The organism is Aequoribacter fuscus, assembly GCF_009910365.1.
GTDB lineage: Bacteria > Pseudomonadota > Gammaproteobacteria > Pseudomonadales > Halieaceae > Aequoribacter > Aequoribacter fuscus.
In genome coordinates, this window is the sequence record NZ_CP036423.1 from 725,817 (window position 1) to 747,523 (window position 21,707).

15 protein-coding genes and 1 pseudogene are annotated in these 21,707 nt (G+C 48.0%); 7 read left to right on the plus strand and 9 right to left on the minus strand.

All coding sequences use genetic code 11. The annotated features are described in order from the left end of the window. Position 1 precedes the first annotated feature (1 nt). From EYZ66_RS03315 to EYZ66_RS03340, 6 genes are read right to left on the minus strand one after another with little or no spacing between them, the layout of a single operon-like run. Positions 2-1,789 carry an ABC transporter ATP-binding protein gene (locus EYZ66_RS03315; protein WP_009576896.1) on the minus strand — a complete coding sequence of 596 codons (1,788 nt, stop codon included), beginning with the start codon at positions 1,787-1,789 and terminating at the stop codon, positions 2-4. 4 nt (positions 1,790-1,793) lie between these two features. After that, complete coding sequence (locus EYZ66_RS03320) at positions 1,794-2,597, minus strand: ABC transporter permease (RefSeq protein WP_009576895.1); 804 nt, start codon at positions 2,595-2,597, stop codon at positions 1,794-1,796. An 11-nt stretch (positions 2,598-2,608) separates the two neighbouring features. After that, a complete protein-coding gene (locus EYZ66_RS03325; RefSeq protein ID WP_009576894.1) occupies positions 2,609-3,553 on the minus strand; it encodes an ABC transporter permease in 945 nt (314 codons plus the stop codon). Beyond that, positions 3,550-5,121: an ABC transporter substrate-binding protein gene (locus EYZ66_RS03330; RefSeq protein ID WP_009576893.1), complete on the minus strand. Its 1,572-nt coding sequence runs from the start codon at positions 5,119-5,121 to the stop codon at positions 3,550-3,552. Before EYZ66_RS03330 ends, EYZ66_RS03325 begins: the two co-directional genes overlap by 4 nt. Positions 5,122-5,123: 2 nt before the next feature. Further along, complete coding sequence (locus EYZ66_RS03335) at positions 5,124-6,398, minus strand: NAD(P)/FAD-dependent oxidoreductase (RefSeq protein WP_009576892.1); 1,275 nt, start codon at positions 6,396-6,398, stop codon at positions 5,124-5,126. Positions 6,399-6,401: 3 nt separating this feature from the next. Then, on the minus strand, positions 6,402-7,070 hold the full coding sequence (locus tag EYZ66_RS03340; RefSeq protein ID WP_009576891.1) for a haloacid dehalogenase type II: 669 nt from the start codon (positions 7,068-7,070) through the stop codon (positions 6,402-6,404). Between the two features lie 389 nt (positions 7,071-7,459). Here EYZ66_RS03340 and EYZ66_RS03345 point away from each other — a divergent pair, with 389 nt between their 5' ends. The 7 genes and pseudogenes from EYZ66_RS03345 to EYZ66_RS14270 all read left to right on the plus strand — a co-directional run. Continuing rightward, complete coding sequence (locus tag EYZ66_RS03345; protein ID WP_009576890.1) at positions 7,460-8,842, plus strand: aminotransferase class III-fold pyridoxal phosphate-dependent enzyme; 1,383 nt, start codon at positions 7,460-7,462, stop codon at positions 8,840-8,842. A 2-nt stretch (positions 8,843-8,844) separates the two neighbouring features. Continuing rightward, positions 8,845-9,948, plus strand: a complete 1,104-nt coding sequence (locus EYZ66_RS03350) for a tartrate dehydrogenase (RefSeq protein ID WP_009576889.1) — start codon at positions 8,845-8,847, stop codon at positions 9,946-9,948. A 20-nt stretch (positions 9,949-9,968) separates the two neighbouring features. Then, a complete protein-coding gene (locus EYZ66_RS03355) occupies positions 9,969-11,459 on the plus strand; it encodes an NAD-dependent succinate-semialdehyde dehydrogenase (RefSeq protein ID WP_009576888.1) in 1,491 nt (496 codons plus the stop codon). A gap of 20 nt (positions 11,460-11,479) precedes the next feature. Then, positions 11,480-12,433 (plus strand): M14 family metallopeptidase, encoded by a 954-nt coding sequence (locus EYZ66_RS03360; protein ID WP_009576887.1) that lies wholly within the window; start codon positions 11,480-11,482, stop codon positions 12,431-12,433. A gap of 342 nt (positions 12,434-12,775) precedes the next feature. After that, complete coding sequence (locus tag EYZ66_RS03365) at positions 12,776-14,899, plus strand: TonB-dependent siderophore receptor (RefSeq protein ID WP_009576884.1); 2,124 nt, start codon at positions 12,776-12,778, stop codon at positions 14,897-14,899. 204 nt (positions 14,900-15,103) lie between these two features. Continuing rightward, positions 15,104-15,595: an Lrp/AsnC family transcriptional regulator gene (locus EYZ66_RS03370; protein ID WP_009576883.1), complete on the plus strand. Its 492-nt coding sequence runs from the start codon at positions 15,104-15,106 to the stop codon at positions 15,593-15,595. A gap of 76 nt (positions 15,596-15,671) precedes the next feature. After that, a pseudogene (locus EYZ66_RS14270) lies at positions 15,672-15,761 on the plus strand (23S rRNA (guanosine(2251)-2'-O)-methyltransferase RlmB); the annotation flags it as partial. Here EYZ66_RS14270 and EYZ66_RS03380 read toward each other — a convergent pair. Genes EYZ66_RS03380 through EYZ66_RS03390 form a run of 3 tightly spaced genes read right to left on the minus strand, consistent with a single transcriptional unit; the run spans position 15,758 to position 21,699 of the window. Further along, positions 15,758-18,859 (minus strand): efflux RND transporter permease subunit, encoded by a 3,102-nt coding sequence (locus EYZ66_RS03380; RefSeq protein WP_009576720.1) that lies wholly within the window; start codon positions 18,857-18,859, stop codon positions 15,758-15,760. The pseudogene EYZ66_RS14270 and the gene EYZ66_RS03380 overlap by 4 nt on opposite strands. Continuing rightward, positions 18,852-20,390 carry a copper-binding protein gene (locus EYZ66_RS03385; protein ID WP_009576721.1) on the minus strand — a complete coding sequence of 513 codons (1,539 nt, stop codon included), beginning with the start codon at positions 20,388-20,390 and terminating at the stop codon, positions 18,852-18,854. The genes EYZ66_RS03380 and EYZ66_RS03385 overlap by 8 nt, the downstream gene beginning before the upstream one ends. Next, a complete protein-coding gene (locus EYZ66_RS03390; RefSeq protein ID WP_009576722.1) occupies positions 20,380-21,699 on the minus strand; it encodes a TolC family protein in 1,320 nt (439 codons plus the stop codon). Before EYZ66_RS03390 ends, EYZ66_RS03385 begins: the two co-directional genes overlap by 11 nt. Positions 21,700-21,707 lie beyond the last annotated feature (8 nt).

A 21,707-nucleotide genomic window follows, 5' to 3' on the forward strand; every position in this document is an offset into this window, starting at 1 on the left:
TTTAATGCTTCCTAACGCTGTGAAGCTCTGCCGCTGAAAAATGGCAGCGGATGTATTGCTCTGAACCGATTTGATTTAGTCTGGGAGCGCTCGTGGTGCATTTTGGCGTCTCCTTAAACGCGCAACGATTCGCAAAAACACAGGCGTTGGGGGAATAACAATCATCGGTAGGGATGGTTAAGCTTTCGATAGATTGTGCTCGATTGTTTAGCCATTGTGTATCGAGCTGGGGTACGCTCTGTGCGAGAAGTTGAGAGTATGGATGTGCTGCACCTGATCTAAACGTTTCGTTACTTGCAAGTTCCATCAGGCGACCTTGGTATAGCACCAATATGTCGTCGCAGAGGGCTTCGACCACGGATAGATCATGGCTAATAAAAATAAAAGACAATTGTAATTCTTGTTTAAGTTCTTTCAGTAGTTCGACTATGGCCTCGGCAACAACGGTATCCAGCGCCGATGTAATTTCGTCGCACAAGAGAATTTTTGGGTCAGCTGCTAGTGCGCGCGCTAAGTTCAGACGTTGCTTTTGTCCACCTGATAAATGTCCGGTGTTGTTTGCGAGAATGGCTTTTGGAATCTGAACTTGATCTAACAAAGATAACACTCGAGCTTTGGTTGATTCTTTGGATAGCGTCGGATTAAAAAATTTGATGGGCCTGGATAGTGTTTCTTCAACCGTATGTCTGGGGTTTAGGGCGTTGTCGGCGCTCTGAAATACGAGCTGAATTTTTTGCAATTGTGATTTTGATCGAGAGGATAGCGAATTACTTAACGTGGCCCCGTCGAAAGACAAATGTCCAGAAGTTTCTGGATTTAAACCCGCTATGGCCTTCGCTAGTGTGGATTTTCCAGAGCCTGACTCACCAACAATTCCTAGATTAGCACCTTGACGCAAATTGAATGAGACATCGTGTACTACGGGTTGTTTGCGGTAAGACACATTAAGCTCGTGTACTTTGAGTATATCCTGTGTTTCTTGCAGGGGTATATTTTGTTTTGGTTTGGCTTTTGCTGCCTCTATCAAGCTTTTGGTGTAGGCAGTATCTGCATTGTTGAGAATATGTTCGGTAGAGTTTATTTCTTGTACTTGCCCATTTTGTAGCACGAGTATTTGGTCCGCCATTTGAGCAACAACGGCAAGATCATGGGAGACATAAATAGCCGATAAGTTTTTTTCTATTAGGACTCGCTTAAAGGCGTTTAACACTTCGATTTGTGTGGTCACATCAAGTGCTGTGGTTGGCTCATCAAAAATAACAAGTTCTGGTTCATTCAATAAAGCCATCGCCGCCATGACACGTTGTAATTGCCCACCTGAAAGCTCGTGTGGATAGCGATCCCCAATTGACTCTGGGTTCGGCAGAGAAAGTTCTCGGAATAACTCTATGGCTTTTTTTGTGGCGGCTTCGGCCGGCAACATGGCGTGGAGTAACGATGGTTCAATGACTTGTGTCATTAATTTTTGCGATGGATTAAATGCTGCCGCAGCACTTTGGGCAACATAAGAGATTCTTTTACCTCGAACTTGTCTAAGGCTAGACGGGCTCAAGGATAAAATCTCTGTATCGCCCAACCAGACTTGACCACTGTCAATTTGACAGCCTGCTCGAGCGTACCCCATTAAGGCCAGAGCGGTACTGGTTTTCCCTGACCCAGATTCACCTATCAAAGCTAAAACCTGGCCTGGTTCTAGTTCGAAATTAATGGAATCTACTATGCGTGTCGCTTCCCCTTGACGAGACGTGGTCGACATACAAAGGTTGGTTACTCTTAGCGCCGCTTTCATCTTGTTAGCCCTTAACGTTTTCAGCGCGCAAAATGTCAATTAACAAATTGACGGCGATAGTCATTGTCGCGATGGAGACAGCTGGCGCGATAATCGCGGGAGCTGCCTCAGCTAAGCCAGACATGTTCTCCCTGACTAATGAACCTAAATCCGCGTCGGGTGGCTGTACACCTAAGCCGAGAAAACTCAAGCTACTTAGCAGAAGAACAACAAAAACAAAACGCAATCCCAGATCAGCCAAGATGGGGTAAACAATATTGGGTAGCACTTCTCTGGTCGCGAGGTACCAGAGATTTTCGCCTCTAGCTTTGGCAATCGTTACAAACTCTAGTTTGGAAACATTGCCAGCGAGCGATCGCACGATGCGATAACAACCAGGGGTGTAGCTGATGCCAATGATGATAATTAAGGCCGGCATGCTCGAGCCAAAAGCAGCGATTGTTACCAAAGCAAAAATTTTGCTTGGGATGGAAATTAGGGCGTCCATTATCCTGCTGATTAGCTCGTCCTGAAAGGTCGGGCTTAATGAGGCTAGAACGCCCAAGCTAGTACCCATTAAACCGGCAAAGAGGGTTGCGAACAGAGCCAGCCAAATAGTCAAACGTGAAGCATGAAGCACACGACTCAAGACGTCTCTACCCAGGTAATCTGTTCCGAGAATGTGGGTGGTTCCGATTCCTTCGAATACCTCATAGGACACGATTTCCCCCACTGAAAAAGGAGCAAGGGTTGGTCCCAGTACACTCATTGCCAGCCAAAAGGCGATCACGGTGTACACTAAGATTTTTGAAATCGAATAGTTGTTCATGTTCTCGAGGGTTACCGTTTTGGGTTGAAAATAATGGACAGCCAATCGGCGATTAATACCAGCAACATATAACCGCAGCAAAATAGCATCGCGCAGGCCTGCAAGAGAGCCATATCACGATTGCTCACGGCATCCACCATAAGGCTGGCGACGCCCGGATAATTGAAAACAACTTCGACAACGATCACCCCGCCCAGCAGGTAAGAAAGGCCGAGTGCAATAGCATTAGCAATAGGAGAGATCGCGTTAGGTAGAGCATGCTTCAACGCAATCCGCGTTAAACTAGCCCCTTTAAGCAAGGCCATTTCCGCGTAAGGTTTATCAAGTTCCTCAATAACCGCTGCTCTTGTCATCCTAGCCATTTGAGCGATGAGTACGCAGAGTAAAGTACCCACAGGTAACGCAAAATTGTAGAGATAGTCTCCAAAGTCAGGGTTTTTAGGTAAATACGACAATGATGAGAACCATCTGAGCTCTACTGCGAAGACTAGAACACCAATAGTCGCTAATAAAAATTCTGGTACGGCTACTAGAGAAAGCGTGATTATATTAAGTGCACGATCTAATGGTGAATTTCGTTTCATCGCAGACAAAACGCCGATGGTCAGGGCTAAGGGTACCGCAATGGCTGCTGTAATTCCTGCTAACGTCATTGATCTTGGAAGTCGATCACTGATTAGGTCTGAAACGGGCATTTGATTGGCAAGGGAAATACCAGGGTCACCAGATAATATACCGGTTAGCCACAGCAGGTAGCGTTCAAAAGGTGGGCGGTCGAGTCCGTAGGCTTCACGTAAAGCGCTGATTGCTTCGGGAGTAGCACTTTGCCCAAGAATCGCTTGAACCGCATCACCGGGAAGAAGATTTGATATAAAAAAAACAATGCCAGACACGATGAGCAAAATAAACGCCGCAACGACGAGGCGTTTACCTAGTAAATAAAAAGTAAACGTCATGCCTCGGAATCCCACCAAACATGCTCGGCAAACTGATAGCCCATAAGTCCACCAACTGGGATCGACTTTAGACCTTTCACCCGAGTGTCTAAGCCATCAATCATATTGATGAACACGGGAATTCCAATGCCACATTCTTCGTGTATTAATGTTTGCATGTCTGTATACATTTGCTTACGTACATGCTCATTTACCTCGTATCGAGCTGCCTGTAATAACTGGTCAAACTTAGGGCTGTTCCAGCCTGATTCATTCCAAGGCGCATCGGACTTAAAGAAAATACTGAACAAGAGGTCTATGCTCGGCCTTGGATTGATATTGCCGAAACCAAGAGGGTGCTTCATCCAGTGATTTGACCAGTAGCCATCAGAAGGTACCCTGTTGACTGCTAGATTAAGACCAATTTCCGATGCTCGCAGTTGTAATAGCGATGCCATATCCACTGAACCCTCCGCAGCAGGGCTACAAAAAATAGGGAATCTGCCCCCGAGGGCGCCCGATTTTTTAAAATGGAATTTTGCTTTGTCGAGATCAAACTCCCGGATTGGCAAATCATTTGCGTAGTATTTGTGAAACGGAGGAACAGGGTGATCATTGGCGATTGTTGCATGTCCTCTAAACAACGCTCTTTGTATCAAAGTTCTGTCTGTCAGATATTTCATACCCAAGATAAAGTCGGGGTTTTGGGTCGGATAAAGGTCTTTTCTCATAATTAAGTTACTGTAGAGCCCAGACTGTGTTTCGTGTATCCGGTGCCGTCCTTCTGCTGTTACACGGCTAATTGATCTGGGGTTCACGGCCAGCATCATATGGATGTCGCCCGATAGTAGCGCATTGACTCGCGCTGATTCATCGCTGATGCCAATAAGTTCAATAGAGTCTAAATAAGGCGCATTGGGCTTCCAGTAATTTTTGTTTTTCTTAACCACCGTTCTAATGCCAGGGGCAAATTCTTCGAGTACAAAAGGCCCCGTTCCGACCCCATTTTTTGCATCGCCAGGATTGGTCGTGACAATACAAAAATGGCTGGTGGCCAGCATAATTGGCAAATCTGGGTTCGCTTCACGAAGAGTGACGGAAACGGTGTGTTGATCGACTTTACGAACTTGCTCGAACTGAGCTGCTACGACTGCGACTTTGGATCCATAACTACTGTCTTTATGGCGTAACAGAGAATAAACGACATCGTCGGCAGTCAATGGTTTTCCGTTGTGGAATTGGATTCCGCGACGCAATGAAATAGTCCAGTTTTGGTTGTCGTTTGTTTCATAATTTTGGGCAAGCTCTGGAAGCGCTTCAAGCGTTTCTGAGAATCGAAACAAGCCGTTGTACAGCATGTGATGTCGCATGTAATCGGTGGACAAAGAGCCCTTTCCTGGGTCTAAAGTGTCGGCCGTCGAGCTCGATATACTAGCAACTTTAAGGTGCCCCCCGAATTTTGGTTGTTCATTAGCTCCCCCGGCATAAGTGCTGAGTACAGGTGTTGCGGCTGCGAGTAAACCACTTCCAGTGACTTTGACGAAGTCCCTGCGATTTAATCTAAGGTTCCACCTTGATTGCTCGCTCATTGTTAGTCTACTTTATCCATAAATTGGTAGTACCAACCCACAAAAGGTAAAAACCAAGGTTTTCCTGTATAGGCGGGAATGGCTTTCCAAGGCGCATTTAGCCATGGACTGCTTGTTTGCTCCCCAAGCATATGTTTAGCAATTTCCTGGCCGCTTTGTACAGCCATCTGTACCCCGTGACCGCTGTATCCCATCGCGTAATAAATGCCGTTACACTGCCCCAGTTTTGGCATGCGATCTGCACTCATGTCGACGGAACCACCCCAACAATAATCAACTCCAACGCCCTTCAGTTGCGGGAAGGTTGTGGTCATGGTTTTTGTTAAAATAGTCGCGCTTTGGTGATCAGACTTTGGGTTGGATACCGCAAATTTTGCGCGGCCTCCGAACAACAAACGATGGTCACTTGTTAGTCTAAAGTAGTTGCCAATGTTTAATGTATTAACATAAGAGCGCGCTTCGGGTAGCAATGCGCTGGCGGTCGATTCAGCTAGCGGCTCAGTAACGATTACGAAACTACCAACAGGAATGACACGCCGCTTAAACCAATGGGCGGGGGTGTTTCCACTGCCTCCGGTAGCCATTAAAATCGATTTGGTCCGTATCATTCCCCGATTAGTGTTAACCAGCCAGCCGTTTTCAACTTTCACAATTTTTTGTGCTTGCGTGAATTCGCATATCGAAGCACCTTTTTGCTCGGCAACGTTTGCCAAGCCTTTGCAAAATTTTCCTACATGGAGGGTAGCGCTCAACGGCTGTAGTAAGCCCGCAAAGTAAACATCAGATTGTATCTCTTGCTCTAGGTCTGACTTGCTCAAAAGTTTGGTATCTGGATCTACCCCTGACGTTTGGAGCACATCGCGGGTTCTTTTAAGCCGTTCAACATGCCCAGGCTTGGATGCGAGCTTCAGTTTCCCATTCCTCCTGAAGTCGCACTCAATTTCGAGCTCTCTGACCAGTTGCTCTATATTATCGACGGCGGAGTTGTAGGCGAGATAAAATTCCCTAGCTTTAGATTCACCGTAAAGCTTCACTAACGAGCCATAGTCTTGCAACGTTCCATTATTGCACTGCCCGCCATTTCGACCAGATGCCTCGCCCGCTATCTCTCCCGATTCAATCAACGTCACATTTGTACCTTTGCTCGCTAATGTGAGCGAGGCGGACAAGCCTGTCAGGCCGCCGCCGATAACGAGAACATCTGTTGAATCAGTTATTGCGTTAGTGAATCGTTGCTCACTGACGCCAATGTCTAACCAATAGGGGCTTAGTTTCATAGATTACATGCCAACAATTGCTGGTAGGCCAGAGATGTCACTAATCACGTGATAATCGTAGTAGCTAGATGAAGGCCCGTGCCCGCGGTCTACGAATACTGTGTTTTTGATGCCGATATCATGAGCTGACATCAGGTCATAACGCAGACTGGATGAAACATGTAGAACATCTTCTGGATTACATCCTAGTTGATCAAACATGTACTCAAATGCTTGCAGTCTTGGCTTGTAGGCTTGTGCTTGTTGAGCGGTATATACATGCTCAAAAGGTGCAATTAATTTGTCGACGTTGGATTGAATTTGATCATCAGATGCGTTTGATAGAATCACAAGTGGGATTTCTTTGGCGATTTTTGTGAGCGGTTCGGGAACGTCAGCGTGAGGCCCCCAGGTCGGAACCGCTTCGTAAATACTCAGTGCTTCGCTTTCTCGAAATTCAATATTCCATTTTTTACAAGTGCGCTCTACGGCATTGTGAATAACTTCTTTGTAGGGCTTCCATGCGCCCAAAACCTCATCTAATCGATAGGCAGCGAAATCCGCTACGAGCTGAGGCATATCTTCTTGGCTAACTCGGTCAGGGAAATATTCTCGGGCCATGTCAGCCATGCGGAATCGTATCAAGGTGCCGTAGCAGTCGAAAGTAATATATTTAGGTTTAAAAATACTCACGTGGATCTCCCAATGATTTTGAATAGTGTGTACCTCATCGACACCAATTAGAACATTGAAGGAAAAAAAATAAAGCCAATGTCGCGCAGCGGCATGGCGCAATATTCTGTTTTTGATTCAGAATCGGCAGACTTTGCCGCGCTAAAAATTTGAGAAACATAAGCTCTTTATTTGCCGGTTAAGGTGGTGGGCGCAGTCGGCATAAAATGCTGTTGTTACCAGTAAAACAAAATTTCAGAGGCGTGCTTTCAGCTACATACAGAAGCACACACTTTTCGCGTCTTATATTATGAATGCATAACTTGGGGTGAGCTTTATTGTTCGCCGCTCGACATTTAATCAAGGTCCAAGCTGTTTGGTAGGGCTACTATAAGGATAAAGGCGCACTGATGTTTGAAGATAGTTTGCAAGAGCTCGATCGTCGTCACTTGATACACCCCGTATCAAACTTTAGAGAACACCAGAAAAAAGGCGTCACGGTGTTAAAGTCAGCTGATGGCGTGTGGTTAACCGACATAAAAGGCAACCGATTGCTTGATGCTTTTGCGGGCTTGTGGTGTGTAAATGTCGGTTACGGTCAACAATCGATTGTTGACGTAGCGGCAAAACAAATGTCCGAGCTGCCGTACGCAACGGGTTACTTTGGGTTTGGATCGGTGCCTGCAATTGAATTGGCTGCCAAGCTTGTGGAGCTAACCCCGAGCTCCCTAGAACACGTGTATTTCACGTTGGGTGGGTCAGATGCGGTCGAGTCCGCGATAAGGTATATCACTTATTACCACGAGGCGACGGGGCAACATCAGAAGAAGCACTACATTGCTTTGGATCGTGGCTACCATGGATCGCTTACTACCGGAGCTGGATTGACAGCCTTGCGTGTTTTTCATGAAAATTTCCGAGTGCCGTTGCCAACCCAGCACCATATATCGTGTCCTTATTTGTATCGCAGTCCGTTCCAGAATGATCCGGACGGATTAATTGCCGCTTCCGTGAAGGAATTAACTGACAAGGTTGAGTCTTTAGGCGCAGAAAATGTGGCGGCATTCTTTTGCGAGCCGGTGGTGGGTTCGGGGGGGGTGATAGTTCCACCTAAAGGATGGCTCAAAGCAATGGAAAACACATGTCGATCTCTGGGCATTTTATTCGTTGTCGATGAAGTGATTACGGGGTTAGGAAGGACTGGGCCGTTGTTTGCGTGTGAATCGGAAGATGTAAAGCCTGACTTGTTAACAATGGCAAAAGGGTTGACTTCAGGTTATGTGCCTATGGGGGCAGTAATGATGTCCGACCGTATTTATAGTGGCATAGCCGATGGACCACGGGTCTCATCAATCGTTGGGCACGGGCAAACATATTCAGCACATCCCGTGAGCGCAGCCGTTGGTTTGGAAGTTATACGGCTCTATACCGAAGGTGGCATTTTGGCCAATGCTCAATCCGTAGCGCCCTATTTTGAAGCAGGTTTGACGGCATTAAAAGATCACCCGTTGGTTGGTGATACTCGACAAAAAGGTCTGTTGGGTGCAGTTGAATTAGTGGCTGATAAAGAGACTAAGCGACCTTTCGATCCAGCTTTAAAATTGTCAGAGCGAATAGGGAGCATCGGGTATGAAAATGGTCTCGTATTCAGGGCCTTTAGCGATAATATTCTAGGCTTTGCCCCCGCGTTAACATATACCGCTCGAAATTTTGAAGAGCTTTTCCAGCGCTTGCAAAAAACTTTGGATCATGTTCATGACTTGGCGGCTGTTCGGATGGCCATGGGGGGGTGAATATGAGCGATCTTTCGTCTTTCAAAATTGCCGTAATTCCCGGTGATGGTATTGGCCAAGAAGTGATGCCTGAAGGGCTCAAAATCATTGAGCTTGCTGCCAATAGTGTTGGGATAACACTTGAGTTGATGCAGTTAGATTGGGCGTGTGCCGACTATTATCTGGCTCATGGAGTGATGTTGCCGGAAGATTGGAAAAAACAACTCGATGGTGTTGATGCCATATATTTTGGTGCCGTAGGTTGGCCGGAGGTGGTTCCGGATCACATTTCCCTATGGGATTCGTTGCTGCAATTTCGCAGAGAGTTTGATCAATACATTAATCTACGCCCTGTCAGAACATTTGCCGGCGTGCCTTTTCCTTTGGCTGGAAAAGCCCCCGGAGATATTCAGTACTCAATTGTTAGGGAAAATACGGAGGGCGAATACTCTTCTGTAGGCGGGGTGATGTTTGCTAATACTGATCGAGAGGTTGTGGTGCAACAGTCTGTTTTTACGCGGCACGGAGCAGATCGTGTTCTCAAATATGCGTACGAGTTGGCCGCTAGCTCTGCACCAGATAGCCGTCGTCTGACCGTCGCTACCAAAAGTAACGGTATGGCCATCAGTATGCCTTGGTGGGATGAGCGCGCCAAAGCGATGTCGAACAATTATCCCGATGTGGTTTGGGATAAGCAGCATATTGATATCTTGTGTGCCAGATTGGTATTGCAGCCTGAACGGTTCGACGTGATTGTGGCCACTAATTTATTTGGCGACATTTTATCTGATCTCGGTCCCGCTACCACCGGAACTATTGGGATTGCACCTTCAGCAAACCTCAACCCCGAGCGCGTGTTTCCCTCTTTGTTTGAGCCGGTACATGGGTCGGCACCCGACATTGCCGGTAAAGGCATTGCTAATCCTGTGGGGATGATTTGGTCTGGCGCTATGATGCTGGACTTTTTGACTCAAGGCGATAGTAGGGGTCGACAGGCGCATGATGTTATTTTGAAAGCAATCGAAATGGTGTTAGCCAATGGGCCCAGAACACCTGATTTGGGTGGTGATGCTTCGACGAAAGAGATGGGTGATGCGATCGCTGCGCTCGTTAGCGCTTCCTTTTAAAGTTTGTTTGTGAGGTGTTTATGTCCAGTTCGATTGAGCTGTGTGTAAGTCAAAGCTCGTGGTTGTCTCCTCTCAATTACATTGATGGCAATTGGCTGCCCGCAGCCTCAGCTGACTATATAGAGGTGTTTAATCCGGCGACGGGTGCCGTTGTTGCGGTGGTGCCTGACAGCTCGGATGACGATTCGTTGTTAGCCCTTGATGCGGCCTATGCTGCATTTCAGGATTGGCGAAAAACCGATGTGCGTACACGTTCGAATTTGCTTCGTGAATGGCATCGACTGATCGTTGAAAATACAGAAGACTTGGCAATGCTCATGTCCTTAGAGCAAGGAAAACCCTTAGCGGAAGCTAGAGGTGAGGTGGCTTATGGAGCCTCTTACGTACTTTGGTACGCAGAAGAAGCGCTTCGTCTGAATGGTACCATTCTTCCTAACTTGCTCGGTGACCGCCAGCAACAAGTTAGGATAGAGCCCGTTGGTGTCGTGGCATGTATTACCCCATGGAATTTTCCCCTTGCTATTATCGCTCGAAAGATTGCGCCAGCTTTAGCCGCTGGATGCACCGTGGTAGCCAAGCCTTCTGAGGAAACACCATTAACTGCTTTAGCGCTTGCTGATTTGGCTCATCGGGCGGGAATCCCCAAAGGGGTACTAAACATGGTAGTGGCCTCACGTGAGAATACTCCGGTGTTGGTAAAGGCCTGGTTAGACGATCCGAGAGTTCGTAAAATTTCTTTTACTGGCTCTACCGCCGTAGGGAAATACTTGGCCAAGGAGTCTGCACAAACTTTGAAACGTCTGTCCTTGGAGCTCGGTGGCAACGCACCATTTATTGTGTTTGATTCGGCCCAAATTGATGTGGCCGTATCTGCATTGTTGCAAGGCAAATTTAGAAATGGTGGGCAAACTTGCATTTGCCCAAACAGGGTATTCGTGCAAGAAAGTGTTTATGAAGCGTTTTGCTCTGCACTGGTTGCTAAGGTTGAATCGCTTAAATGCGGTCCTGCGACTCAGCTCGATGCTGAGATCGGTCCTATGATTAACGCTAAAGCAATACAGAAAATTGACAGCCATATCGACAGTGCAAAAACGGGTGGTGCGAGAGTTTTGTGCGGTGGATTCCCTTTAAGTGGCGCAGACTTTGAGAGTGGCCATTTTTATTGTCCTACGGTGCTCGTGGATGTGCCGAAAGGAACGTTATTTTGTCACGAAGAAACGTTTGGGCCTGTTGTGCCGGTGTTTAAATTCAAGCATGAAGAAGATGTGGTTGCTGAAGCCAATTCGACACCCTACGGTTTGGCGGCGTATTTTTGCAGTGAAGATTATCGTCAGATTGAGCGTGTTGCTGCCAGCCTTGATGTTGGAGTGGTGGGTATTAACACTGGTATCGTGGCGAGTGAGGCTGCGCCTTTTGGTGGAGTTAAAGAATCTGGTTATGGTCGTGAAGGAAGTAAACAGGGTTTACTTGACTATTGCGATACAAAATATCTTTGTCAGAGTATGACTTGATCGAGTATTCAGGGGTTTAAATGGATAATTATCCCATTGAAATTGGCGTCCCAAATATCACAGAGTTTGAACTAGGTAATACAGGTGTTCCCTATGTGTGGCGGTGGGATTCCTGCTCGCCCGGCCCAGTGGTTATGATCAGCGCATTGACGCACGGTAACGAAATTTGTGGCGCTCAAGTAATAATGGAGCTGCTAAAGGCGGAATTACGTCCAACAAGAGGTAGTTTGGTTTTGGCTTTCTCGAATGTGCATGCTTTTAACACTTTTGAGATGAAAAACCCTGACAAGTCACGATTTGTTGATGAAGATTTTAATAGAGTTTGGTCTTCTGAACGACTCGAATCATCAGAGGGTAAGGTATCTTTAGAGTTGATGCGTGCTCGAGAGATGCGGAACCTTATTGACCAGGTTGATTTTTTATTGGACATCCACTCTATGCATGAAAAATGTGCCCCTCTGTTATTGTCGGGGCCAACAGATAAAGGATTAAAGTTCGCACAATCTATGGGTTGGCCCAGAGATATCATTGTTGATCAAGGGCACAAAGAAGGACGCCGCTTGAGAGATTATGGCGATTTCAATAATGAAGATAGCGACAAAAACGCCCTGTTGATCGAATGCGGTCAGCATTGGGAAAAGGGTGTTATCGAAGCGGCGCGCTCAATTACCGGCCGATTTTTACTGCAGCTTGGGATTGTTGACGAGAGTGCATTACCAATGGAATGGTCTGCGCCGACTCTTGTAGAGCAGCGAGCGATCGTAGTTACCGAGGCTGTGGTAGCCAATTCATATGAATTTGTATTCGTAGACGAATATTTTGGATTAGAGACCATTCCCCACAAAGGTACAGTGATTGCGTATGATGATGGAGAAGCGGTTATCACTCCCTACGATGAATGTATATTGGTCATGCCATCGTTGAGACAGTTACGCCCTGGGGTCACAGTCGTGCGCTTTGGTTACATTGCGTAATTAGATTTGCACGATGTTGGTGCGGCTCCAGACGAGCGCGGTAACGGATATTGCCTTTTCACCGATTCATCTTTTGATAGCGCTTGAGTTCGTCTGTTTTCTAAAATTCTTTAAAAAAGCCAATTCAGCATTTTCTGCTATTTAGGCAGTTTCAAAAAGGCTTTTTGCTGAACGGGTTTAGTGATTTAACTCATTATGACTTACGCACAGAGCTAGACTGAATCGCATGTGTGCGGCTTGAGAGTTAGTGCAGGTCAACATAGGGGTGTTTGGGTTTTAGATATGCGGCCTTTTGGTGCGCATCACTAAACCGAAAAGTAAAAATCATTGGGGAGAAACTAAATGAAAAATCCACAGGGATCCAGAATCGCTACGATTACTGGTGCAATTATCAGCTTGGGCCTTTCTTCCGTTACTTTGGCGGATAGTCAGACTGAGCTAGAAGAAGTTTTAGTATTGTCCAAGAAACAACCTTATCGAGGTGATACACCTATTCAGGATCTGCCTCAACAAGTACAAGTGATTGACGGTGATTTAATTGCGAGTGTCGGTGCTGAAACTTTGCAAGGGGCCCTCGATTTTGCCGGTGGCTTGGCACGTCAAAATAGCTTTGGTGGCCTATGGGATAGTTTTGCTATTCGTGGTTTTGCCGGTGACGAGAATTTGCCTTCTGGTTATCTAATAAATGGCTTTTCGGGTGGACGTGGATTCAGTGGTAATCGAGATTCAGCTAATATTGATAGCATTGAAATTCTAAAAGGCCCTGGGTCAGCCCTTTATGGTCGCGGAGAACCTGGTGGTGTCGTCAACATCATTACCAAGAAGCCGCAATTTGAATCAGAGGGTTATGTTCGGGCATCAATCGGCCGATACAATAATTACCGTACTGAGGTAGATTACACCTCGGGCTTGAGCGAGTCTGTAGCTTTCCGTATTAACGGAGCCTATGAAGATAAGGATAGCTTTAGAGATACGGTAACCTCGAAAAAACTTTCTTTAACGCCATCGGTGACGTTTGTAGTCAGTGATAGCACCAGCATTACTTATGAGCTTGAATACTTAGATCAAGAAACGCCCTTTGATCGTGGTATCGTATCAATCGACGGCAACCCCAAGGTATTGCCCGTTGAAACCTTTTTGGGTGAACCTGGAGATGGCCCAATTCAAATCGACGCGGTCGGGCACCAGTTAACGTTCCAACACAGCTTGAATGATAGTTGGGATGTACTGGGCGGCATTGGTGTAAGAAGCTCATCGTTTGAGGGTGCTTCATCTGAGCCAGAATTATCAGGTGGCCGCCAGTTACTTGACGACGATGGTGAAACCTTGGTTCGTCAAGTACGTGTTCGTGACTACGATGCAGATGACACTTCGGCTCGTATTGAATTCACCGGTAAAATCGAATCGGGTGCCTTGGTTCACCACATGTTAATCGGTGCGGACACGTATCAATATGAGCTAGACTCTAAGCAAGACCGATGGCGCGTGGCCTGGGGTGCTGGGGACACGACCTATGCTATTAATGTGTTCGACGTGGTTTATGGTCAAGTAGCGCCAGGCGCATTTTCTATTACTAATACACTCGAAGAGCAATCGGCGTGGGGGATGTACATCCAAGATCAGATTGACTTATCAGAGCAGTGGCGAATGGTTTTGGGGCTTCGATACGATGACTTCACCCAAGATATCACCAACCGAAACGCGGGCACAAAAAGTTCACAAGATCAGACACAGACAAGTCCACGATTTGGTTTGGTTTATGAACCCAATGCTAATTTGAGTTTTTACCTGAGTTATGCAAATGGTTTTAGACCTAATAGCGGCGCGGATTTCTCTGGATCTGCTTTCGAGCCGGAAGAAAGTAAGTCGTACGAAATTGGTGTGAAATACGTTTCGGATAGCGGCGACCTGGCCACTACTGTTGCCCTGTTCTCGATGGAAAAATCAAATATCTTGAGTGCCGATCCAGTCAACGGAGGTTTTTCTGCCGCATTGGGTGAAGCTGAATCAGAAGGTCTAGAGTTAGATGTTACCGGTAGGCTTAGCGACAGCGTCCGCATGTTGTTAACCTATGCTTATGTCGACGCGCAGACGTCAAATGATGTCACCAATTTTGATTGGGGCGTGGCCGTGCCCGCGGGTAGCCCTTTGATTAATATTCCAAAGCACAGCGCAAATTTGCTGATTGCCAAAGAATTTAATGTTAATGGTGCAGATTCTGAAGTCGGTTTTACCATCAATTACGTTGATGATCGATTAGGCGAAACTATTGATCCTACCTATCGCTTGCCCGAGTATACTTTGTTTAATCTATTTGGCAGCTATACTGTGAGTGATCGCTTTAAGGTCAGCGTTAATTTAGACAACATCACCGACGAAAAATACTATGTGAGTTCGTATCATAAATGGTGGACAACACCTGGTGCTCCCATGACGTATTCAGTGGGTGTCGAATATAAGTTCTAGTTGTTAGATAGACCCATATGGCTCGCCGAGATTGAAAAGATTCAGTCTCGGTGAGTCATTTTTTATTAATAAATTGACGGTGCTGACTCGCTGGGCTAAATTTTTTGCTCAGGTGCGAGAGGCTTTGAAGGTTTAGACATAGAGGCGTGCTCGCATTGAGCTGCAGGTTTATTTATATCACGCAGGTAATGGAATCTCATCTGTATGTCTGGTCAGAAACTCGATCGAATCGACATTAACATCTTGGCAGAACTACAACGCAACGGGCGTATTACTAATACCGACCTCGCAGATGCCGTAGCCTTATCTCCAAGCCCCTGTCTCGCTCGCGTGAAGCGACTAGAGAAAAATGGTTACATCGTGAGCTATAACGCGACCGTAGCACTAGAAAAGCTGGGTGAGACCTCTACGGTTTTTACAGAGGTAACTCTTGAAGATCACCACATGGAAGACTTTGCTCGATTCGAGAGGCGTATTCAAACGATTGATGAAGTGATTGAATGCCACTTAATTAGTGGAGGTTATGACTATCTTCTTAAATTCACGACACGCGGTATAGTGCATTATCAGCAGCTGATGGAAGACATCTTGGTAAAAGATTTTGGTATTGCGAAGTATTTTAGCTACGTGGTTTTGAAATCTCCTGTGGTGAAACTCCATTATCCGCTCTCTACTTTATTCAAAGACAAGATCTGATTTTACCTTCCGTATCTGATACGTGGGAGGTGCTCTTCTTTGCTAGAGGGTCTTGTATGAGTTTTCGTATTGAACGCTACCCATGCTGGGTAGCGTAACCAGTTTGAATGTGTCGGTGGCGACTGGTGTCTCGTTGTACGAGGTGGTGCGCCAGCGCCAGCGTTAGCGCTGGGCTGGGACAGCCAGTAAGTAACGATACAAGACTGGCAGCACAATCAGCGTTAACACTAAAGTACTGACTACGCCGCCCACCATGGGTGCGGCAATGCGACTCATGACTTCCACTCCTGTACCCTCGCCCAAGAGTATCGGTAGCATGCCGATAAACACACTGCTTGCGGTCATCAAGATGGGGCGTACTCGGCGACTCGCGCCTTCGATAATGGCGTCGTTCAAAGCCTTAGTGTCTGACTCCGAGTTCGACGCGCTGACAGACTGCTGCAGATACACCAGCATCAGTATGCCAATTTCGATCGAAAGACCTGCCAAAGCGATAAAGCCCACGCCAACCGCAACCGATAGATTAAACCCCAGCCCGTACAGTAACCAGGCACTGCCGACCAGCGATAGTGGCAGAGTAAGCAGTAGTAGCAGTACTTCACGCATGGATTTAAATTGCATTAGCAATAGCGCTACGATAATCGCAAGGGTGATGGGCACAATAATTTTGAGTCGCTCGAGCGCACGCTGCATGTACTGATATTGCCCGGCCCAACTAAGCGTGTAGCCAGGGGGCAGGTTTAGCTCTTGATCCAATAGCGCTTGGGCTTGGGTCACATAAGATCCTAAGTCGGTGTCTTTAACATCGATGTAGACCCATGCGTTAAGACGTGCGTTCTCGCTTTTCAGCATCGCCGCACCTCGCTCATGCATTACCTCAGCGACATCTTGTAGTTCGATCATGCCTTGGTTCGGCGTGGCAATTAACAGGGTTTTAAGATCGGCAAGGCTGTCTCTGTCACCTTGCGGGTAACGGGCGTTTACCGGATAGCGCTCGCGTCCTTCTAGACTGTACGCAATGGTTTTACCGCCGACTGCAACACTGATTTGCTGTTGTACATCGGCCGTGCTTAAACCGTACTGCCCGGCTTTGATCGCATCGACCCGAATATTCAAATAGCGTCCAGTGCCTGGACGCTCGGCGTAGACCGATTCGCTGTGTTCCAAGGTATTCAAAAGACCTTCCACATCCGCAGCAACCGCTTGTAGTTGTTCTAAATCCGGCCCCGCAATTTTGACGCCCACGGGAGTTTTTATGCCCGTCGCCAGCATATCGATACGCGTTTTAATGGGCATGACAAAAGCGTTGCTAAACCCGGGCAAATTTACTGCGGCTCGCAACTCTTGAATAATGTCATCTTTACTGATGCCATCGCGCCACTGCGATTTGGGTTTTAGTCGAATTACGCTTTCGATCATGCTCAAAGGGGCAGGATCGGTGGCTGTTTCGGCGCGGCCGGCTTTGCCAAACACGCTCTCAACTTCGGGTACGGTTTTGATCAAACGATGCGCTTGTTGCAGGCGTAGGCGTGCTTCGCCGATCGAAATACCCGGGTCAAACGTGGGCATATACATGATGTCGCCTTCGTCTAGATCCGGCATAAATTCACTGCCCAGTTGTGACAAAGGCCACAGCGCGCTTAGCAGTATCAGCGCGGCAGAGGCGAGGGTGGTTTTCGGGTGCTGTAAGGCCGCGGTTAACATCGGTCGATATGCTCGCTGCAGCCAGCTATTGACTGGGTTCTGTGCTTCGCTGGGGATTTTGCCAACCATCAAGTAGCCAATCAGAACCGGAACCAGTGTAATCGCCAAGAAGGCAGAAGCAGCCATAGCGTAGCTTTTAGTAAAAGCCAAGGGGCCGAAAAGGCGGCCTTCTTGTGCCTGTAGGGCAAACACTGGAAAGAAACTGACGGTAATGATGGCCAAGCCGAAGAATATCGCAGGTGCAACTTCGCTGACCGCGGCGTAGACATGTTGCCATCGGGTCTCGCGTTCTAGGCGCTGACCGGCTAGGTGTTTGTGTAGATTCTCGACCATGACGATGCTGGCATCTACCATGGCGCCAATCGCAATGGCGATACCCCCCAAAGACATAATGTTGGCGCTAATGCCTTGGGCGTACATCAACATAAAAGCCAGTAGCAGTGCGACGGGTAGGCTGATGATGGCGACCAAGGACGACCGCAGATGAAACAAAAATACGGCGCACACCAGGGCAATGACGATAAACTCTTGCAGCAGTTTTGTGGATAAATCAGTCACTGCGCGCTCTATGAGCTGAGACCGGTCGTAGACGCTTGTTATCGTGACGCCGGGGGGTAAGCTGGATTCAATGGTGGCGAGTTTGGCTTTAACCGCATCGATTGTTCGTTGCGCGTCCCCACCAGAGCGCATAACGATAATGCCACCCACGACATCGCCTTGGCCGTTAAAGTCTGCAACCCCCCGTCGCGATAGCGGGCCGAGTGTGACTGATGCGATGTCTTTAACCAGCACGGGCAAACCGTTTGCACTTAAGCCCAGGGGCGTGTTTTTGATATCGTCGATACTATCGATGTAACCCAACACTTGAACCATGTGCTCGGCACCGGCTTGCTCGATGACCGAGGCGCCGCTGGATTGGTTGTTGCGCTGAACGGCCGTTACAATGTGGGTAATAGGAATTTGCAAGCGCCGCAGTGCCTCTGGATCAACGACAATTTGGTATTGCTTGACCATGCCGCCCACTTTGGCGACTTCAGCAACGCCCTCGACCGACTGCAGTTCTTGCTTAATAAACCAATCTTGCAGTCGCGTGAGATCAGCCAAGTCGTGTTGGTTTGAACTATCGGTAATCGCGTACTGGTAGATCCAGCCAACACCAGTGGCGTCGGGGCCAATTTGGGGTTGCACGCCGGCTGGCAGAATAGTCGATGCCTGGGATAGGTATTCGCTGATACGGCTGCGCGCCCAGTACACATCGGTGCTGTCATCGAAAATAACGTAGACATACGAGTCACCCATAAACGAATAAGCTCGTACGGTTTTTGCCCCGGGAATGCCCAGCAGCAAGTTACTTAAAGGGTAAGTGACCTGGTCTTCCACCACCTGTGGTGCCTGTCCGGGAAAGGGTGTTTTTACGATCACCTGCACATCAGACAAGTCTGGTATGGCATCTACCGGGGTTCGCTGCAACGCGACCAATCCACCAAGTACCACAACAACGGTGGCTAAGAGTACGAGTACACGTTGTTGAATTGACCACGCAATAATTTTGTTAATCATGGTGGTCTCCATGCTGGTCGGTAGAGGTGTTGTGTTTGCTGTGATCCTGGCGCGTCGATGTTGGTGTTACTTCCGTTGAATTTTTGGGTATCGAGTGGCCTTGCTCGTCTGCCCCAGAATTTTCGTGGATCATAACCTCGGCAATGCCGTAACCAAACTCTGTGGCAGTGATGCGCATATGTACCGAGGCTCCCTGCTTCAACTGTGGCCATAGGGTCGGGTCCAGAACCTCAAATGACATTGTCATGTCGGGCCACGACCATTCTGGTATCGGCTCATGATGTACCTCAACTAGCCCAAAATCGGGCGTGGCACTGATAATTCTGGCCATCACCCAGACGCTAGCGGATTGAGCATCAAGCTGGCTACGTTCAACTTCGGCGGCAATCAAGGACTCCGAATCCAGTAAAAACTGTCCGTTGGTGATTACGCTGTCGCCTAATCTGAGCCCCGAGCGCACCTCAACTTGATCTTGGTAGGTAGCACCGAGCTCGACGTTAGCAAAGGTGTAGGCGCCGTCTCCTAGCCACTTTGCGATTCGAGCAGTGCGTCCATCCGATACAACGGAAGAAGTGGGGACGGTCAAAACATCGCGAGTGTGCGTTGATCGAATTTCTAACTCGACAAACTCGCCTACCTGCATTTGCGCATTATCGATGGCAAGGCGAACAACCGGTTTACGACTGCGAGCATCTAGAGTTGGAAGGGCGTTGAGTAATTCGGCTGCGATTTTTTCAGTCTTACCGTGTTTGGTGAGCACGAAGGCCTGGTAGTGTGACAGCGGCGTTGGTGTTTCGTCAGCGTAAAGTTCCGCGGTAATCCAGCGCTTTGAGGGGTGCTGCACACCCAAGAGCGTTTGGCCCGATTTAACAAATTGCCCGGACGATACCGATAGCGCAGCAGCAATACCCCCGCGTTTCGCTAAGATGGGGACCTCTGTCAGCACCTGCTTGCGTTGCTCTATTTGTACAATCGTGCTTTCGGCCACATCAAACTGCAGCAAACGTTGTTTGGCAGCATCGTAAAGCGCTTTGTTGTTCTGATTTAGCGCCAGTATCAGATTTTCTTGGGCAGTGATCAATTCGTGCGAATACAGCGTGTAAAGTACATCCCCCTCCTGAACGTATTGGCCAATGTCGGTGACGTTAACGTTCTCAACCCATGCGTCTAAATGAACGGTCTCGTTCCAATAGGCGCTCTGATCAAATTCCACTACGCCCAGCGCTTTCACTGTCTCTTGAATCGAGGTTTGCTTTGCCTTGGCAATTCTGACGCCCAGACTTTGTTGTATCGATGCGGTGATGCTCGGTAACCCAGAGTTGGAATCGGCTTCTTCGTAAACCGGGATTAGATCCATCCCCATAGGTGATTTACCTGGTGCATCACGGCGGTAGCTGGGATCCATGGGGGCAACCCAGTACAAAGGTTGTAGCTCGGCTGAGTTGCCCGTTTCAGACTGCTGCATGACCAAGTAGGTTGCAATAACGGCGGTCGCGGTGATTACGCCCGCTGTCAGTAAATTAATTTTCATGGTGAGTCTCCGGTGAATCAAGGGCCTCGGTCTGCAGATAAAATTGCAGGTCGGTCGTGGTTTTCCAAAACGCTATTTCAGCGTCGTTGAGTTTTAGTTGGTATTCATTGCGGCGCACTTGCGCATCCAATAGCTCCGTGAGGGCGCTGGCATTTTGCATGCTCTCGATCTCTAGGCTGGCAATTTGCGTTGCGCTCAAGGGTAATAAGTCATCTCGCAAGAGAGCGGTACGTTGTTGAAGCTCTTTGAGTTTCGCCTGAAGCGCCAAGGCGTCACTTTTCAGTTTGCGGACGAGATAGCTGCGCTCAAAACTGGCGGCCTGATGCGACGATTCGGCGCTTCGTAGAGCATAGTCTTGCCGCTTTGACTGGCGAATCGGTACATCAAAACTCAATGCAATCGAGGCAAAGTCACTTCGGCTAGTGCCGAGCGGAGAGTCGTCGCGATAGCCATAACTTGCCTCCAGAGAAAATTGCGGCTTGTAGGCATCTTTCGCGAGTCTGGTGTTAAGGTCGGCTACGCTCAATTTTTCGTCACTCATACGAAGGCGTGGATGCTGTAATAAAGCTGCCTCTATTTCTGGCGAGTCGGTTTTTATGAGGGTACTCGCAAGGGTCGTCAGATGTGTTAGGCCCGTTGCGGGTAGTTGTTTGAATTGCTCTTCTTCGGAGCTTGGGCTCCAATATCGCAGTTTTTGAACCGTGGCTTGCTGCTCACCGAGTGCCATTAGTAATTGCTCATCGAGCATTAAAAGTTCAGTTTGCAGGCGCAGCAACGTGGATTGTCGAGCAGCAGCCGAGTGCTCGTAGGTGTTGATCTTGCTAGCATATAGCGTGTTCAAGATGGTTTTTTGCTCGTTGAGCAAGGCAATTTTGCGCTGTAACCCGAACATCGACAGCCAGTCCAGTCTGCTTAGGCGCAGTACTTCGGCACGTCGTAGCTGCGTCTTTTGCCCTTGCTCTGCTGCCATCTGCTTACCCTGCTGATTTTTTAACTGTCGTGTCGCGAGCCGAGGTAGTGCTTGTTTGAGACCGACCGTGATTTGCGTCATGGGCTCTTGGTCAAATTCAAAACTGTCCACAGGCAGGTTGGCAATACCAATGCGAAGGCTTGGGTCAGGAAGAGCGAGGGGGTAGCTAGCCTGCTCAGTTTGGGCGCGCTCCTGGTGCGCACTTGCTTGCATCAAAAGGTCATTTCGCACTGCGTTTAGCGCGAAGCCGTCTAACGAAACCGATGGTTCGCTCCAAGCGAAAGATGCGCTAACCAGAGCGCCAAAAAACGCGCTCATGCGGATGAAGTGAAAAATCATGGATTGCT

What these genes read in the sequence shown, in the direction of transcription:
- EYZ66_RS03370 (WP_009576883.1), top strand. Translation starts at nt 15,104, where the DNA reads ATGTCTGGTCAGAAACTCGATCGAATCGACATTAACATCTTGGCAGAA.
- EYZ66_RS03380 (WP_009576720.1), bottom strand. Translation starts at nt 18,859, where the DNA reads ATGATTAACAAAATTATTGCGTGGTCAATTCAACAACGTGTACTCGTA.
- EYZ66_RS03320 (WP_009576895.1), bottom strand. Translation starts at nt 2,597, where the DNA reads ATGAACAACTATTCGATTTCAAAAATCTTAGTGTACACCGTGATCGCC.
- EYZ66_RS03360 (WP_009576887.1), top strand. Translation starts at nt 11,480, where the DNA reads ATGGATAATTATCCCATTGAAATTGGCGTCCCAAATATCACAGAGTTT.
- EYZ66_RS03345 (WP_009576890.1), top strand. Translation starts at nt 7,460, where the DNA reads ATGTTTGAAGATAGTTTGCAAGAGCTCGATCGTCGTCACTTGATACAC.
- EYZ66_RS03335 (WP_009576892.1), bottom strand. Translation starts at nt 6,398, where the DNA reads ATGAAACTAAGCCCCTATTGGTTAGACATTGGCGTCAGTGAGCAACGA.
- EYZ66_RS03365 (WP_009576884.1), top strand. Translation starts at nt 12,776, where the DNA reads ATGAAAAATCCACAGGGATCCAGAATCGCTACGATTACTGGTGCAATT.
- EYZ66_RS03315 (WP_009576896.1), bottom strand. Translation starts at nt 1,789, where the DNA reads ATGAAAGCGGCGCTAAGAGTAACCAACCTTTGTATGTCGACCACGTCT.
- EYZ66_RS03350 (WP_009576889.1), top strand. Translation starts at nt 8,845, where the DNA reads ATGAGCGATCTTTCGTCTTTCAAAATTGCCGTAATTCCCGGTGATGGT.
- EYZ66_RS03330 (WP_009576893.1), bottom strand. Translation starts at nt 5,121, where the DNA reads ATGAGCGAGCAATCAAGGTGGAACCTTAGATTAAATCGCAGGGACTTC.
- EYZ66_RS03355 (WP_009576888.1), top strand. Translation starts at nt 9,969, where the DNA reads ATGTCCAGTTCGATTGAGCTGTGTGTAAGTCAAAGCTCGTGGTTGTCT.
- EYZ66_RS03390 (WP_009576722.1), bottom strand. Translation starts at nt 21,699, where the DNA reads ATGATTTTTCACTTCATCCGCATGAGCGCGTTTTTTGGCGCTCTGGTT.
- EYZ66_RS03385 (WP_009576721.1), bottom strand. Translation starts at nt 20,390, where the DNA reads ATGAAAATTAATTTACTGACAGCGGGCGTAATCACCGCGACCGCCGTT.
- EYZ66_RS03325 (WP_009576894.1), bottom strand. Translation starts at nt 3,553, where the DNA reads ATGACGTTTACTTTTTATTTACTAGGTAAACGCCTCGTCGTTGCGGCG.